The organism is Arthrobacter sp. 210 2 (assembly GCF_059093025.1).
This window is the reverse complement of sequence record NZ_JBNHIE010000016.1, coordinates 1-11,539: the sequence shown is the minus strand read 5'-3', so window position 1 is coordinate 11,539 and position 11,539 is coordinate 1. Positions and strand designations below refer to the sequence as shown.

At 65.2% G+C, this 11,539-nt stretch carries 13 protein-coding genes; 7 read left to right on the top strand and 6 right to left on the bottom strand.

Translation table 11 applies throughout. The features are described from left to right. Positions 1-66: 66 nt before the first annotated feature. Together AC5RWA_RS20830 and AC5RWA_RS20825 are read left to right on the top strand one after the other, a co-directional pair. Positions 67-738 (top strand): TetR/AcrR family transcriptional regulator, encoded by a 672-nt coding sequence (locus tag AC5RWA_RS20830; RefSeq protein ID WP_494058902.1) that lies wholly within the window; start codon positions 67-69, stop codon positions 736-738. Continuing rightward, entirely contained in the window at positions 735-2,390 is a 1,656-nt protein-coding gene (locus tag AC5RWA_RS20825; RefSeq protein WP_494058901.1) for an MDR family MFS transporter, read from the top strand. The genes AC5RWA_RS20830 and AC5RWA_RS20825 overlap by 4 nt, the downstream gene beginning before the upstream one ends. A gap of 104 nt (positions 2,391-2,494) precedes the next feature. Here the strand turns inward: AC5RWA_RS20825 and AC5RWA_RS20820 are convergent, their stop codons facing one another. Further along, a complete protein-coding gene (locus AC5RWA_RS20820) occupies positions 2,495-2,959 on the bottom strand; it encodes an NUDIX hydrolase (RefSeq protein ID WP_494058900.1) in 465 nt (154 codons plus the stop codon). Positions 2,960-2,985: 26 nt separating this feature from the next. Then, positions 2,986-3,522, bottom strand: a complete 537-nt coding sequence (locus tag AC5RWA_RS20815; RefSeq protein ID WP_494058899.1) for a prepilin peptidase — start codon at positions 3,520-3,522, stop codon at positions 2,986-2,988. 59 nt (positions 3,523-3,581) lie between these two features. On the opposite strand from AC5RWA_RS20815, the gene AC5RWA_RS20810 reads away from it, so the two are divergent. Continuing rightward, positions 3,582-4,376: a hypothetical protein gene (locus tag AC5RWA_RS20810; protein WP_494058898.1), complete on the top strand. Its 795-nt coding sequence runs from the start codon at positions 3,582-3,584 to the stop codon at positions 4,374-4,376. A 31-nt stretch (positions 4,377-4,407) separates the two neighbouring features. Next, positions 4,408-5,055: a GNAT family N-acetyltransferase gene (locus tag AC5RWA_RS20805; RefSeq protein ID WP_494058897.1), complete on the top strand. Its 648-nt coding sequence runs from the start codon at positions 4,408-4,410 to the stop codon at positions 5,053-5,055. A 474-nt stretch (positions 5,056-5,529) separates the two neighbouring features. Here AC5RWA_RS20805 and phoH2 read toward each other — a convergent pair whose 3' ends face one another. Both phoH2 and AC5RWA_RS20795 read right to left on the bottom strand, forming a co-directional pair. Next, positions 5,530-6,948 carry an RNA 5'-3' helicase PhoH2 gene (gene phoH2 / locus AC5RWA_RS20800; protein ID WP_275724940.1) on the bottom strand — a complete coding sequence of 473 codons (1,419 nt, stop codon included), beginning with the start codon at positions 6,946-6,948 and terminating at the stop codon, positions 5,530-5,532. A 239-nt stretch (positions 6,949-7,187) separates the two neighbouring features. After that, complete coding sequence (locus AC5RWA_RS20795) at positions 7,188-7,949, bottom strand: isoprenyl transferase (protein ID WP_079595694.1); 762 nt, start codon at positions 7,947-7,949, stop codon at positions 7,188-7,190. Between the two features lie 151 nt (positions 7,950-8,100). Between AC5RWA_RS20795 and trhA the strand changes: the two genes are divergently transcribed. Continuing rightward, complete coding sequence (trhA, locus tag AC5RWA_RS20790; RefSeq protein ID WP_494058896.1) at positions 8,101-8,844, top strand: PAQR family membrane homeostasis protein TrhA; 744 nt, start codon at positions 8,101-8,103, stop codon at positions 8,842-8,844. A gap of 35 nt (positions 8,845-8,879) precedes the next feature. Here trhA and AC5RWA_RS20785 read toward each other — a convergent pair whose 3' ends face one another. Then, complete coding sequence (locus AC5RWA_RS20785; RefSeq protein WP_079595695.1) at positions 8,880-9,218, bottom strand: hypothetical protein; 339 nt, start codon at positions 9,216-9,218, stop codon at positions 8,880-8,882. Positions 9,219-9,317: 99 nt separating this feature from the next. Continuing rightward, a complete protein-coding gene (gene mca / locus AC5RWA_RS20780) occupies positions 9,318-10,223 on the bottom strand; it encodes a mycothiol conjugate amidase Mca (protein WP_115524373.1) in 906 nt (301 codons plus the stop codon). 119 nt (positions 10,224-10,342) lie between these two features. On the opposite strand from mca, the gene AC5RWA_RS20775 reads away from it, so the two are divergent. Then, complete coding sequence (locus AC5RWA_RS20775) at positions 10,343-10,801, top strand: DUF4307 domain-containing protein (protein ID WP_115524374.1); 459 nt, start codon at positions 10,343-10,345, stop codon at positions 10,799-10,801. A 151-nt stretch (positions 10,802-10,952) separates the two neighbouring features. Next, positions 10,953-11,447: a transcription elongation factor GreA gene (gene greA / locus AC5RWA_RS20770; RefSeq protein WP_079595698.1), complete on the top strand. Its 495-nt coding sequence runs from the start codon at positions 10,953-10,955 to the stop codon at positions 11,445-11,447. The last annotated feature ends 92 nt before the right edge of the window (positions 11,448-11,539 follow it).

Here is an 11,539-nt window from a genome sequence, read left to right as displayed (position 1 = left end):
GGGCCGTCCCGCCGTCGTAGGCACGTAACTTTGCACTATTACTGTCTGAGTGCAAAAATATACTCCATGGAAGAAAGTGCAGTTATTGAGGGCGGGCTCCGCGAACGGAAGCGCGCCGCCACACGTGCAGCCATCACTGCCGCCGCACGGGCACTGACCGCAGAACATGGCCTCAACGGCTATACCGTGGAGGAAGTATGCGAGCGCGCCGACATCTCCCGCCGCACCTTCTTCAACTACTTCCCCACCAAGGAAGACGCGATCATTGGCCACGCGGACGATGACATCCCCGCGGACGTCATCGAGGAATTCATTGAGGGCGGCGCCTCGTCTCCGCCCGGTGAAATCTCCCCCACCCTGTTCCAGGACCTGGTGCGGCTCTCCCTGCGGCTTTCCGAGGGCATGGCCGGCTCCGAGGAGGACACCCGGCAGCTGATCGGCGTGATCAAAAAAGAGCCCCAGCTGATCCTGAGGATCATCGGCATCACCGAGCAGCGCGAGGCGCAGTTCGCCCGCGACGTCGCCCGCCGGGAAGGCGTGGCCGCGGACCATCCCGTGGTGCAGATGGCCGTGGTGTTGCTGGGCACCATCGCCCGCAAGAGCAGCATGGCCTACTTCTCCGACGGCAACACCCGCCCCTACGCCGACCTGCTGATGGCAAACATCACGGCCGCCAGAACGCTCTTCTCCCAGCCCCTCGGACACCCTGAAACCCCTGCCGCAGAAGGACAACCATGAGTATCGCCACCAAGCCGCCAGCGGGCCCCCTGCTGCTGACGCAGAATCGCATCTGGATCATCTTCTCGGCGCTGATCGCCGGGATGCTGCTGTCCAGCCTCGACCAGACCATTGTCTCCACGGCCATGCCCACCATCGTGGGCAAGCTCGGCGGGGTGGAACACCAGGCCTGGATTACGACCGCATACCTGCTGGCCACCACCATCGTGATGCCCATCTATGGCAAGTTCGGCGACGTCCTGGGCCGGCGCAACCTTTTCCTGATAGCCATCGCGTTATTCACGCTCGCCTCGGTTGGCTGCGCCCTCGCCACCGATTTCTGGGGCTTTGTGATCTTCCGCGCCATCCAGGGCCTGGGCGGCGGCGGACTGATGATCCTCTCGCAGGCGATCATTGCCGACATCGTGCCCGCCAAGGACCGCGGCAAGTACATGGGCCCGCTCGGCGCCATCTTCGGCCTCTCCGCCGTGGCCGGTCCCCTGCTGGGCGGCTTCTTTGTGGACCACATGACCTGGGAATGGGCCTTCTACATCAACATTCCCATCGGCATCGCCGCTTTCGCCATCGCCTGGTTCACCCTGACGCTTCCCAACAAGAAGGCCGAAAAGCGGATCGACATCCTGGGCGTTGTTTTGCTCTCCGCCGCCACCACGTGCCTCATCTTCTTCACCGACTTCGGCGGCAAGAAGGACGAAGGCTGGGATTCCCCGTTGACCTGGGCCTTTGGTGCCGGGCTGCTGGTTTCGGCTGCCGCCTTTGTTATGGTCGAGCGCCGCGCCGAGGACCCCATCATTCCGCTGAGCCTCTTCCGGAACCGCATCTTCGTCAACGCCACGGCCATCGGCTTCACCCTGGGCCTGGGCATGTTTTCGGCGCTGGCCTTCGTGCCCACCTTCCTCCAGATGTCCTCCGGTACTTCGGCAGCGGAATCGGGCCTGCTGATGCTGCCGATGATGGCGGGCCTGATGGGCACCTCCATCTACTCGGGCATTCGGATCTCCAAGACCGGCAAGTACAGGATGTACCCCATCCTGGGTGCAGCACTCACCATGGCGGCCATGCTGTGGATGACCACCCTTGCCGCTGCCACCCCCATCTGGGTCATCTGCGTCCAGCTGTTCTTCTTCGGGGCAGGGCTCGGCCTGATCATGCAGGTGACAGTCCTGGTGGTGCAGAACTCCGTCCCGGCCGATCAGATCGGCACCGCCACCAGCACCAACAACTACTTCCGCGAGGTAGGAGCCGCCATGGGCGTGGCGGTGTTCGGCGCGATTTTCACCAACAGGTTGTCCGAGTCCCTCACCAGTGCTTTCACCGGCGCCGGCGCATCTGCTGAACAGGCGGCACAGTCCACCAGCACCCTGGACCCACATGCGCTGACCCAGCTCCCGGAGCAGCTGCGTGATGCCGTGGTCAACGCCTACGCAAACTCCCTTGCCCCGGTGTTCTGGTACCTGCTGCCCTTTATCGCCGTGGCCCTGCTGCTGGCCATCACGCTCAAGCAGATCCCGCTCTCGGACACCGCCGGGATGGTGGCGCGCGGTGAGGCGGTCGGCGGGGAGGAAGCCGAGCTTCTTGCCGCCGGGCTTGCCGGCCAGGCCGGAAACAGCGTGAGGGACGACGACGGCGGGCTGGTCTCCCAAGGCCGCTGACCGCCGTCGTACTCCCTTCAGCCGTAGCTGGGCCGGGTGCCACTGCACGGGAAACAGGGACGCCGCAATCCTGTGGATTGCGGCGTCCCTGTTTTAGTAGCCCGTCAGGGTTCGAAGTGCGCCGCCTCGGCAGGTTTCAGGGCGTGCCGGATGCTGGTCAGGTGCCCCGGCATAAGGTCGGGAAGTTCATCCATGGTGAACCAGCCGACCGCCAGGGATTCGTCGTCGTTGACCCTTGCAGTACCGCTGATGTACCGGCACAAAAAAACGACGTCGAGGAACTCGCAGACGTCACCGTTCGGGTAAGTGAAAGGGCCCACGGCCCCCACGGACACCACACGCTCGGCTTCTGCCACCACGGCGGTTTCCTCAAAGATTTCCCGCACCAGGCCGCGGGCCGGCTGCTCCCCCGGATCCAGTATTCCGCTGATCAGCGCCCACTGCCGGTTGTCTGCCCGCTGGGGAGCAGGATGCGGCCCGCAGCGTCCTGCTCCCCTGACCGCGGGGACCCACAGCGGGGCATTACCAATCTTCTTCCGTAAACTCAGGATGTAGTCAGGCGCAGGCATACGGCCAGCCTACCCAGTGCTGCTTCTCAGGCAGGCAGCAGCATGGCGGCGGCCGCCCCGGCCAGCATGAAGGGGCCAAACGGGATGGAGGACTTCAGTGTTCCCCGCCGCGCCGCAAGCAGGGCAATGGACCACAGGCCACCCAGCAGGAACGCCAGGAAAGTACCGGCAAAAAGGTGCCCCCAGCCCAGGTAGCCCAGGTACATCCCCAGCACCCCGGCCAGCTTGACGTCACCAAACCCCATGCCCGGCGGATAAACAAGCCGAAGGACGAAGTAGAAGAGCCACAGCAGCCCCGCTCCGGCCATCACGCGCACCGGAACGGCGAGCAGGGCGGGCAGCGGACCCTCCGGCTCGGCGGCACCCGCCACAGCAGCTGCCATCAGCAGCAGCACTCCGGCCACGGCATAGGACGGGAATACGATCCGGTTGGGCAGGAGATGGTGACGGACATCGATCACCGTCAGCCGGACAGCCATCACGGCAAAGTACAGGCACGCCGCAAGCACCAGCCAAAAGGCCACCGGATTGTGCTGCCACAGTTCGCCGAGTCGTCCGATCACCCTCCGGATGCTACTGGAATTCCCCTGACCGCCCTACCGCGCCCGCGTAAACTGTGGATATGGCGACATGGGATAGCCGGCACCGCCCGGATCCGAACGGCGGCGCATCCCCCGCAGATCCGATCACCACGTTCCGCAACCTGTGCCGGTCCTCGCCGTGGAAGTGGCAGTCCCTGCGCTTTGAATACTGGGACGAACCTTTCGCCGAGGCACCTTCTCCCGGCGCACCCCTGGTCAGGGCGTGGCTTCGCCGGCCGGGAGCACTCCGTCTGGAAAGCCCGGAGGGACTGGTCCTCCACAGCACCACCGGCATCAACGACTCGCGGGACGGCTTCTACGTCAGTTCCACCCGGAAATCCTGGCTGCTGCCGCCGCATCTGGTCACCCCCGTCTACGATGACGCGGGCCTGGTCAAGCGCCGGCCCGAGGCAGCTTACGGGGAGCCCGGATTCGGGAACGGCCGTTTCTCGGCAGCACTGGATCCGGTGGAACTCGCCGGCAACGCACCGGTTCCCCTGGAGTTCCCGGGCAGCAACGCAGTCCAGGTACAGGAACTGCACACCGTCGACCACGAGGGCAGGCCGGCGTTCGAGGCACTTGTGACGCCCACGGCGGCCTACCATCCCGGTGACCCCGCAGCGCCCCTCTGCCTTCCGGGGCCGTCCCGCATCCGGGTGGACCTGGGCACCGGGGTCTGCGTGGCCAGCCAGTCCTTGGAACCCGGGAACGAAGAATACGGCCACTGGCTCCGGATCATCGCCGTGGACGAGTACATGCTCGATGACCTGTTCCTGGCCGAATCGATGAACCTTACGGACGTGCGGCGGCACATCAGCTGGGACATCCCGGCCTGACCCTTTCCGCGCCATCAGCTAGGCTTCGCTGATGACTACGCTGAGCTCCGTCTGGCCACTCTTCGACCTCAGGCTGGCCACCCCACGGCTCGAACTCCGCCCGATCACGGACGACGAGATCCCCAGCGCCGTGGCCGCGGCCCGCAGCGGCATCCACCAGGCCGGCAGGAACCCGTTCAGCACCCCTTGGGCCGAGCTTCCCGCAGAGGAGCTCGGCCCCAACATGGCCCGCTGGTACTGGAAGTGCCGCGCGGAATGTACCCCCGAAAGCTGGACCCTGCTCCTGGGCATCTGGCGCGGCGGGGAATTCCTCGGCTGCCAGGACGTGGGCGCGAAAAACTTCGCCACCCTTCGCACAGTTTCCACCGGCTCCTGGCTCAAGCAGTCCGCCCAGGGGCAGGGACTGGGCAAGGAGATGCGCGCCGCCGTCGCGCTGTACGCCTTCGACTGGCTCGGCGCCGACGCCGCCGAATCAGAGGCAGCAGCCTGGAACAAAGCCTCCCTGGGTGTCTCCCGCTCCCTCGGCTACGAGCTCAACGGAACCACCCGCGAGGCCTGGGGCACCAAGGTCGAAACAGTCCAGCACGTCCGCCTCACCCCCGAGACCTTCAAACGCCCCGACTGGACCCTCCACGTAGAGGGCCACGAAGCAGCAGCAGCGTTCCTCAAGGTCAGTTAGTGCCCGGTGGCTGCGTCCGTCCGTCGCCAACACTTCGCCGTCGGGTTGAGCGCGGTGCCCGTGGCTGGGTCCGTCGCTAACACTTCGCCGTCAGGTTGAGTGCGGCGCCGTGGCTGGGTTCGCCAGGCCACGGTCCTTCTCCGTCGCTTAGACACGACGCATAGGGCCACCTGCGGTCGCTGGGCGACCTCCGGCAGCCGATGCGCCGCGATGCGCTCCTACGAGAAGGCCCGTAACCAGGCTTGTGAGCACGTTAGTCTCGCGCGGTGAGGCAAGGCACACGTGGGTCGCCAGCGCTTCGCGTAGGAGCGCATCGCCGACCAGAGCGCTGCGCAGGTCGTCCGCGACCGGAGCGGCGCGGCGGGAGGTGTCTAAGCGACGGCGAAGTGCTGGGGACCCACGGACCCGGCTACTGCCACACACGAAAGGGCCGCGACCAGCCCAAACGCGGTCGCGGCCCTTCCTCCAGGAGACTTAGCCTTCGAGCAGTTCTGTGACCAGGGCTGCTATTGGCGAGCGTTCGGAGCGGGTCAGGGTGACGTGGCCGAAGAGCGGGTGTCCTTTCAGGGTTTCGACGACGGCGGCGATGCCGTCGTGGCGTCCGACGCGGAGGTTGTCGCGCTGGGCGACGTCGTGGGTCAGGACGATCTTGGAGTTCTGGCCGATGCGGCTCATGACGGTGAGGAGGACGTTCTTTTCGAGGGACTGGGCCTCGTCCACGATGACGAAGGCGTCATGGAGGGAGCGGCCGCGGATGTGCGTGAGGGGCATGACCTCGAGCATGCCGCGGTCCATGACCTCCTCCACTACTTCCTGGCTGACCAGCGCGCCGAGGGTGTCGAAAACGGCCTGGGCCCAGGGATTCATCTTTTCGGACTCGGAGCCGGGCAGGTAGCCCAGTTCCTGCCCGCCCACCGCGTACAGGGGACGGAAGACGATCACCTTGCGGTGCTCGCGGCGTTCCAGTACGGCTTCCAGGCCAGCGCAGAGTGCCAGGGCTGACTTGCCGGTGCCGGCCCTGCCACCGATGGATACGATTCCGACGGCGGGATCCATCAGCATGTCGATGGCCAGGCGCTGTTCGGCGGACCGGCCATGGAGGCCGAAGACGTCCCGGTCGCCCTTCACCAGGCGGACCTGCTTGTCGGGGCCGACCCGGCCCAGGGCGGAGCCCCTGTTGGAAAGCAGGACGAGTCCGGTGTTGACCGGCATCTCGGCTGCTGCGGGGATGAAGACCGGCTCATGGCCGTACAGGGTGGAGATCTCCTGTTCGTTGGCTTCAACCTCGGCAACGCCTGTCCAGCCTGAATCCTTGACCAGCTCGTTGCGGTATTCGTCGGCGGTGAGCCCCATGGCGGAGGCCTTGACCCGCATCGGCAGGTCCTTGGACACTACCGTGACGTCCCGGCCCTCGTTGGAGAGGTTCTTGGCTACGGCGAGGATGCGGCTGTCGTTGTCGCCGCTGCGGAAGCCCAGGGGCAGCACCTCTGCGGAAATGTGATTCAGCTCCACCATGAGGGTGCCGCCGTCGTCCCCGATGGGGATGGGCTGGTTGAGGCCGCCATGTTTGACCCGGAGGTCGTCGAGGAGCCGGAGTGCCTTGCGTGCGAAGTAGCCGAGTTCGGGATCATGCCGCTTGGCCTCAAGCTCGGTGATAACCACCACCGGGACGATGACTTCGTGTTCGGCGAAGCGAAGCAGTGCGCGGGGGTCGGACAGCAGGACCGAGGTGTCGATCACGAAGGTGTGGATGTCGGCTTCCTTTCCGGAGACGGCAAAACCGGCCGCAGCATCCGTTGCTGCGCCGGTTTGTGTGGTGGCTCGCATGGCGCGAGAGGTAGCTTTCCCTCCCTGGTCAAAAACGACCTCGGGCAGTTGTTCAGAAGTAGCCACATCGACTCCAGCCCCGGGCGCCAGCCCGGATTTGTTATTGGTGAGGCGGCTCGGCCACGAGGCCGGGTCCGGCCTCCCATACAACCGGTGCGATGTTTCGCTCCATGTACTGGCCTCCCCGATCAGCCGGCGGTTTTGCCTGCTGATGGATATAACGTAATTCCACCCCAAGTAATTTCCGCAACCATTACGCGGCGATTCCTGTTGCGCTTGCGTGAACTCGCAGTGAATGGCGGATGTCAGGAGCCGAAGCGCCGCTGCCTGCCCGCGTAGTCGCGGAGGGCACGCAGGAAGTCCACCTTGCGGAAGGCGGGCCAGAGCGCCTCGCAGAAGTAGAACTCGCTGTAGGCGCTTTGCCACATGAGGAAACCCGAGAGCCGTTGCTCGCCGGAAGTCCGTATCACCAGGTCAGGGTCTGGCTGCCCGCGGGTGTAGAGGAAGCGGGAAATGTCGTCCACGCTCAGTTCGTCGGCAAGCTGCGGGATGTCCTTGCCTTTGGCCATGGCGTCGCGCAGGAGTTCGCGCACGGCGTCCACGATTTCCCGGCGCCCGCCATAGCCCACCGCAACGTTGACGTGGATCTTCTCGCGGACCGGCGTGCGCGCAGTCAGCTTGTTCAGGCGCTCGGCGAGGTATTCGGGAAGCAGTTCGGGCGCCCCCATCGCGTGGACGGAGATGTTGGAGTCCTCGTCCAGGCGGTCCAGGGTGTTGGCGATGATGCCCATCAGGAGGTCCAGCTCTTCGCTGGAGCGGTTCATGTTGTCCGTGGACAGCATGTAGAGCGTGACCACCTTGACGCCGAGCTCCTGGCACCAGCCCAGGAACTCATGGATCTTGTCCGCGCCGGCCTGGTGGCCCTGGCTGGTGGGGGCGTTGAACTGCTTGGCCCACCGCCTGTTGCCGTCCACCATGACCCCGATGTGGCGCGGGATCCGGTCCCGGGATAGGTCTTTGAGGAGCCTGCGCTCGTAAAAGCCGTAGAGGAACCCGGGCAACTCCACGCGTCCACTCACCTGACTTCCTTGCTGTACGTACTTGCCACATCCTAGGCTACCGCCAGCCTGGGCAGTGGCAGTCCCACCGGGCACCGGCGGCCGGAGGATGAGACATTACCCGCCAGTAACTTACCGGGACGTAAGTTATTCTGGAGCGATGAAGAGCGACTCTCCGGATACCCCGCACGCGCCGGAGCCGAAGAGACATCCGGCGGAAGCAAACCCTGAAACCGGTGCGGTGGACGACGCTGCAGTCAGGCTCGCTGAGCTGCTGATGATCAAGCCAAAGTGGCGCGGCTGGATCCATACCGTCACAGCACCGCTGGCCCTCATCGCCGGGATTGTCCTGGTGGCACTGGCTCCGACGCCGGACCGCAAGATCACATCAGCCATCTACGCCGCCACCGGCGTGCTGCTCTTCGGGATCAGCGCCGTTTACCACCGCGGCAACTGGTCCCCCGGCGTAAAAATGGTCCTCAAGCGGCTGGACCACACCAACATCATGCTGGTGATCGCGGGCAGCTATACCCCGCTGGCCTGGACCCTCCTGGACCGTCCGCAGGCGGTCCTGCTGCTGTGGGTCATCTGGTCCGGAGCCATCCTGGGCGTGCTGTTCCGGCTCCTGTGGACGGACGCGCCGCGCTGGCTGTACGTTCCCATCTACATTGCACTGGGTTGCGGAGCCTTGTTTTACCTTCCGCAGTTCTTCCAGGCCAGCGTTCCGGCAGCCGTGCTGATCTGCGTCGGCGGCGCCCTCTACATTGCCGGCGCAATCTTCTACGCCCTGAAGAAACCGAACATCAGCTACCACCACTTCGGCTTCCACGAGCTCTTCCACGCTTTCACCGTTTTTGCCTTCGCGGCCCACTTCACGGCCATCACCCTGGCAGTGCTGGGCTGAGCTGCGGCAGGCGGAAAGCGGAGAGTCCGGTCGTCTTACTCCCGCGGCCGGGACTGGCCGGGGGCAATGCCGTTCCCGTCGCCGTCGGACCGGCCGGGTTCGGGGGCATTGAGCCCGTCCTGGGCGTCGGACGCCTGCACGTCGGCGGCGGCAGCGGCCGCAAGGCGGTCCTCCTCCACCTGGGCACGGTACCGCACCCTGCGGATCCGCCGCACCATGTCGACGATCAGCAGTGCGGTGGCCACCACGAAGAAGGCAGTCATGATGAAGCCCAGGAGGCCCGGCGTCACCTGATCCTCCGAGATGCCTTCCCGCAGAGTAGGGGTGGGCAGCGGTGTGGGGGTTGTGGCCAGGCTGAGGAGCAGACGATGCACGTTTAATACCTTCTGTGGAACGGGTTGCAGCAGGCGGCGGACAGCACGGCCACAGGGCCTGAACCTATCTTCTACGCGGCATAGAAATTGCCTGCCGTTCTATCTTAGCCCCGCGAACAGATCCTTTTCCGGGAGCTCCGAGGGTACCCGGGAGCGGATCAGCGAGTAGTCCTCCCACGGCCAGGCGCGCCGCTGCATTTCAGCGGAGACGGCAAAGAAGAACCCCAGCGGATCCACCTGCGTCCGGTGGGCCCGGAGGGCGTCGTCGCGCACTTCGAAGAAATCCCCGCAGTCCACCTGCGTGGTGGTGGGGTGCGGAGCCGGCGGCGGGGTGTGCCCCTCGGCGTCGGACTCCAGCCACGCGGCCAGGCGCTCTGCGTACGGGGACTGCAGGCCGGCCTCTTCCAGCGCGAAGTGCAGCGCACGGAAACGCTCGGGGCTGAAGGCCCGGTCATAGTAGAGCTTGCTGGGTTCCCATGGCTCCCCCGCCTCCGGGTAGCGGGCGGGGTCGCCGGCGGAATCGAAGGCTTCAACGGCAACCCGGTGCGCCATGATGTGGTCCGGGTGGGGGTACCCGCCGTTCTCGTCGTAGCTGAGGATGACGTGGGGCTTGAAGGACCGCACCAGCCTCACCAGCGGTGCTGCAGCATGGTGCAGGGGCAGGGTGGCGAAGGAACCCGCAGGCAGCGGAGGCAGCGGGTCGCCCTCAGGGAGCCCGGAATCAACAAAACCCAGCCAGCGTTGCCTGATGCCCAATATGGCGGCGGCCCGGTCCATTTCCAGCCGCCTGGCCCCTGCCATGTCCCGCTTCGGGTGCGGTTCGCCCTCCACCGCAGGGTTTTGGATGTCCCCGCGGGAACCGTCCGTGCACGTGGCAACCATGACATCCACGCCAGAAGCGGCATACATGGCCATGGTCGCAGCGCCCTTGCTGGATTCATCATCCGGGTGGGCGTGGACTGCGAGCAGCCGTAGCGGTGCCGGGGAGTTGCTGGACGCTGTCATGGAAGGACGGCTCCTAATTCATCTTTTGCCAAGTGCTGCTGGTGGACGGGGAACGGGGGTGGACTGCTGCCGGTCGCCGCTGCAACCGGCCCCGGCGGAAAGGGCACTAAACTGGTCTGGTGACTTCCCCGGACCAGCCGGCTCCAACCGCGCCCGCAGACACTAGCCTAGCCAATCGCTATGGTGCTAAAAAGCGCGGCTTGACGCCCGCCGCCAAGCGCACCATTGCGGGTGTGGCCCTGGCCGGAGGAATCGGCTTCATGGCGTGGGTTTCCACGTCCAACTCGCTGACGGACGTCACGTTCAAGGACGTGGGATACACCACTCCCGATGCCACCCTTGCTGAGGTGGACTTCCAGGTGACCCGCGAGCCGGGGACCGCCGTCAAGTGCGCCATCAAGGCGCTCGATTCAAAGTACGCGGTGGTCGGCTGGAAAGTGGTGGATATCCCCTCGGACGCAGCTGAAGGAACGGCCGACGGCGGCAGGACAGTTTCGCAGCGGGTGGCCGTGCGCACCGAGTCGCTTTCTGTGTCCGGCGTGGTGGACAGCTGCTGGATAGCTGACGGAACAGCGTAAGACATGTGATGTGCGCCGCTCCATTGTTGGGTTAAGTCCGCGGGATTGACTACAATGGAGCAATACCTTTACCCCGCTGAGCTGGTTGCTGTTCCACAAGTGGCCACCGTGGCGGGGTCTTTTGCATGTAGGACCATTAGAGGAGAAGTCCGTGTCTACCACCAACAGCGCAGCTGCAGCCTGGCTCACCCAGGAAGCTTTTGACCGCCTGAAGGCAGAGCTGGACCACCTTTCCGGCGCTGGCCGGGCGGAGATCGTCCAGAAGATTGAAGCAGCCCGGCAGGAGGGTGACCTTAAGGAGAACGGCGGCTACCACGCGGCCAAGGAGGAACAGGGCAAGATCGAAGCCCGCATCCGCCAGCTCACGGCGCTGCTCCGCGACGCCCACGTGGGCGAGGCTCCTGCAGACGACGGAATCGTTGAGCCAGGCATGATCGTCGTCGCGAGGATCGCAGGCGACGAAGAGACCTTCCTCCTGGGCTCGCGTGAAATCGCCGGCGACTCGGACCTGGACGTCTTCAGCGAAAAGTCACCGCTGGGTGCGGCCATCCTCGGCCACAAGGAAGGCGACACGCTGAGCTACGTTGCTCCGAACGGCAAGGACATCAAGGTGGAGATCCTGTCCGCCAAGCCGTACGCAGGCTAGTTTCCCGCGCACCAAAAGCGCCGGCCGTCCCCTGGGGACGGGAGGAAGTTTTTTTTTTTGGGGTCATCTTGGGGCGGCCCCCTCCGGCGTCC

Excerpts from the sequence above, each read along its gene's own strand:
- AC5RWA_RS20830 (WP_494058902.1), top strand. The coding sequence starts at position 67 with ATGGAAGAAAGTGCAGTTATTGAGGGCGGGCTCCGCGAACGGAAGCGC.
- AC5RWA_RS20825 (WP_494058901.1), top strand. The coding sequence starts at position 735 with ATGAGTATCGCCACCAAGCCGCCAGCGGGCCCCCTGCTGCTGACGCAG.
- AC5RWA_RS20820 (WP_494058900.1), bottom strand. The coding sequence starts at position 2,959 with ATGCCTGCGCCTGACTACATCCTGAGTTTACGGAAGAAGATTGGTAAT.
- AC5RWA_RS20810 (WP_494058898.1), top strand. The coding sequence starts at position 3,582 with ATGGCGACATGGGATAGCCGGCACCGCCCGGATCCGAACGGCGGCGCA.
- AC5RWA_RS20805 (WP_494058897.1), top strand. The coding sequence starts at position 4,408 with ATGACTACGCTGAGCTCCGTCTGGCCACTCTTCGACCTCAGGCTGGCC.
- trhA (WP_494058896.1), top strand. The coding sequence starts at position 8,101 with ATGAAGAGCGACTCTCCGGATACCCCGCACGCGCCGGAGCCGAAGAGA.
- mca (WP_115524373.1), bottom strand. The coding sequence starts at position 10,223 with ATGACAGCGTCCAGCAACTCCCCGGCACCGCTACGGCTGCTCGCAGTC.